The following is a 2669-nucleotide window of genomic DNA, read 5'->3' as shown; positions in this document are numbered from 1 at the left end:
AGCGCGAGGGCCGGGCAGAGCCGGGTCCGTGCGATGTGCGCCGAGGCGGGGTCGTCGAAACCGCCGAACTCGGCCAGGTCGCCGCCGCTGCAGAAGGACCTTCCTGCGCCGCTGAGTTCGACGGCGGAGATCGACGGGTCGTGATGGGCGACGGTGAGTGCTGCGAGGAGTTCCGATCGCATCGCATCGTTGAACGCGTTGTGACGATGCGGTCTGTTGAACACGATACGGAGCGTGTCGCCCACGCGATCGAACTCAACCGGAGAACCACTGGAGGTGACCGTCGCGTTTGACGGACCGCGCTCCAACAGCCAACGCGCAAACTCCGGGCCGGCCTGCAGGGTCGAATACGCGAGCGACTCGGTGATCAACGCGGACCGCAGCGAACCGGAAGTCAAAGCCGACGCGAACACGTCGGCGTTGACGCTCGCGGTGATCGGAAATCGCTTGCAGCGCTCCGAGATCGCGACGACCGCATCATCGATGGATTCGACCCATACGCACCGGATGTCGTCGGTGTCGACCTCGGTGAGCGTGAAGCTGGCGGTGTCGAGCCAGTGGGAGGATACGAGGCGCTCAGGCGATAGGGCCACGGCAATGATCGGCGGCGCAATCGCACTGACCGCTGGTAGCTCGATGTCGGGAGGCGCCTCGGCCTCGACGATCCGTAACACCGGTACGCCACCTGTTGCAGATGAGGCTGTCCCAGACATCTCTCCTTCCTACATGCTGCGCACGACCAAGGTACTCACATCCCGGCCGGTGGATGTCCCAGGCAGAACACGGCACCGAACGGGTCGGCGAGCGCCGCGAGCGTTCCGTACGGCGTCTCCTCGCCGGCCATGAGGACGCCTGCACCGAGTCCCTCGGCCTGCTTCACGGTCGCCGCCACGTCGTCGACGCAGACATACACCTGCCAGAACGACGGCACCTCGGGCGGAAAGAGCTTGACGGAGTCCATGATTCCCGAATAGGAGTTCTCGCCGATGAACACCTGCCCGTAATGATCCGGTCCGATCGCGTCGGGGTCGCCGCCGGTACCGATCTCCTCGATCCGTGCCCCGATCGCCGAGCGATAGAACTCGATCGACTTCGCGTAATCCTTGCTCTGACACTCGAACCAGTACGGGGTGCCGTGCTCGCCCCACTCGACGAATCCGGGATGGGTGTTCGGCTTCCAGAAGCCGATGACCGCGCCCGCCGTGTCGACGGCCACCATCATCGTGCCCATGTCGCCGACGTCCATCGGCGGCACCATGATGCTGCCCCCGGCCGCCTCGACGGCTTTGACCGTGGCATCCGGGTCGTCGGTATGCAGGTACACCGACCACACGTCCGACGGTCCGTTCGGGTCCATCACCGGACCCATTCCGGCGACGCGGTGTCCGTTCTTGACGAAGTTCCGGTAGCCACCGAAGTCGGGGTTGGCGTCCTCTGCTTCCCAGCCGAACAGGGCGCCGTAGAACTCGGCGGCCTTGTCGGGCTCACTGCTCATCAGGTCGAACCAGATCGGCGCGCCGAGGGGCGCGGAGTACTCGGCCATGGTGTGTCCTTTTCTCACGAATGTGGGTTGTACAAGTCGGCAGACCCCCAGCCTTGCCGAAACTCATCGTCGGAGGTGGAGGAACCCGAGCGAAAGTTGCGATGAGTTCGGTGTCCCAGTGTGGTCCACAGCTGTGACAGATACTCCGCCGGCGAAAGGACCAGGTATGAACGCCGACTACATCGAGATCGCGGCCAATCAGATGATCGACTTGGCAGCCAAGGTGACCGATGACCAACTCACCCGTGCGACGCCATGCGACGGTACGGATCTTTCCGGGCTGCTCGCGCATGTCATTGGTCTCAGTGCGGCGTTCGCGGCGGCGGGGCGCAAGGAGTTCGGACCGTTGACATCCACGCCCCCGAATCCGGGCGCCGAAACCCTGCCGGACTTCTGGTGGGCCTCGCTCACCGGCAACCTGCGTGACCTCGTCCTGAGTTGGCAGCGGCCCGACGCGTGGGAGGGTATGACACAGGCGGGAGGCTTCGAGGCGCCCGCAGAGGTTCTCGGCACGGTCGCGCTCAGCGAGCTCGTCCTCCACGGTTGGGACGTCGCGCGATCGATCGGCGTCGACTACACGATTCCCGACCCCGTCGCGTCCGCCGTGTTCGATCTTCACCATCCACCGGAACCGCAGAGCGAGCGTGACGGGATGTTCGGACCCATCGTCGAGGTGCCCGAGGATGCGCCCATTCTCGATCGACTTGTCGGACTCGCGGGGCGCCAACCGTTTTGGCCGCATGGCACGCTGGAGGAATGACTTCTCCCGGCCGAATCGACCGGTTACGCGGCCTTGTGTGGCCGATCGCCTGCGTCGCGGGCTTGCTTCTCGTCGCGCTCGCGCAGGTCAAGTGGGGTGTGTCCGACGAGGGCGTCCGACCGTCGATCACCGGGTTGGGTCGTGTGTCGGTACCCGGCGCGGCTGCCGAGGACGTGGAGTACTTCTTCGACGGCCAGACCCGGCGACCCGGTCTGATCGTCATCGCCGCGGGTGCGGTGGTCGCGATTGCGGCGGCACTCGGCTGGTGGCGGGCGTCGTTGCGGAGGCCGGCCATCGTGGTCGTCGGCGTCGGTGCTGCCGTGGCCCTCGGAGTCGCGATCGTGACGCTGAGCGACCCGGCCGGTC

The 2669-nt window shown here is 65.8% G+C and carries 4 protein-coding genes; 2 read left to right on the top strand and 2 right to left on the bottom strand.

Annotation, left to right across the window (positions count from 1 at the left end; genetic code table 11):
- On the bottom strand, positions 1–713 hold a 713-nt coding region (locus ABZW74_RS24380; protein ID WP_355280073.1), incomplete at its 3' end, for an enoyl-CoA hydratase/isomerase family protein.
- 35 nt (positions 714–748) lie between these two features.
- On the bottom strand, positions 749–1543 hold the full coding sequence (locus ABZW74_RS24375; RefSeq protein ID WP_355280070.1) for a VOC family protein: 795 nt from the start codon (positions 1541–1543) through the stop codon (positions 749–751).
- Between the two features lie 166 nt (positions 1544–1709).
- On the opposite strand from ABZW74_RS24375, the gene ABZW74_RS24370 reads away from it, so the two are divergent.
- Together ABZW74_RS24370 and ABZW74_RS24365 are read left to right on the top strand one after the other, a co-directional pair.
- Complete coding sequence (locus ABZW74_RS24370) at positions 1710–2303, top strand: TIGR03086 family metal-binding protein (protein WP_355280067.1); 594 nt, start codon at positions 1710–1712, stop codon at positions 2301–2303.
- On the top strand, positions 2300–2669 hold a 370-nt coding region (locus ABZW74_RS24365), incomplete at its 3' end, for a hypothetical protein (protein WP_355280065.1). The genes ABZW74_RS24370 and ABZW74_RS24365, both read left to right, overlap by 4 nt.

It is taken from the genome of Gordonia sp. NPDC003585 (assembly GCF_040610755.1).
In the GTDB taxonomy this organism is placed as follows: domain Bacteria; phylum Actinomycetota; class Actinomycetes; order Mycobacteriales; family Mycobacteriaceae; genus Gordonia.
This window is presented reverse-complemented; position numbering and strand designations above follow the sequence as displayed.

Excerpts from the sequence above, each read along its gene's own strand:
- ABZW74_RS24370 (WP_355280067.1), top strand. The coding sequence starts at position 1,710 with ATGAACGCCGACTACATCGAGATCGCGGCCAATCAGATGATCGACTTG.
- ABZW74_RS24375 (WP_355280070.1), bottom strand. The coding sequence starts at position 1,543 with ATGGCCGAGTACTCCGCGCCCCTCGGCGCGCCGATCTGGTTCGACCTG.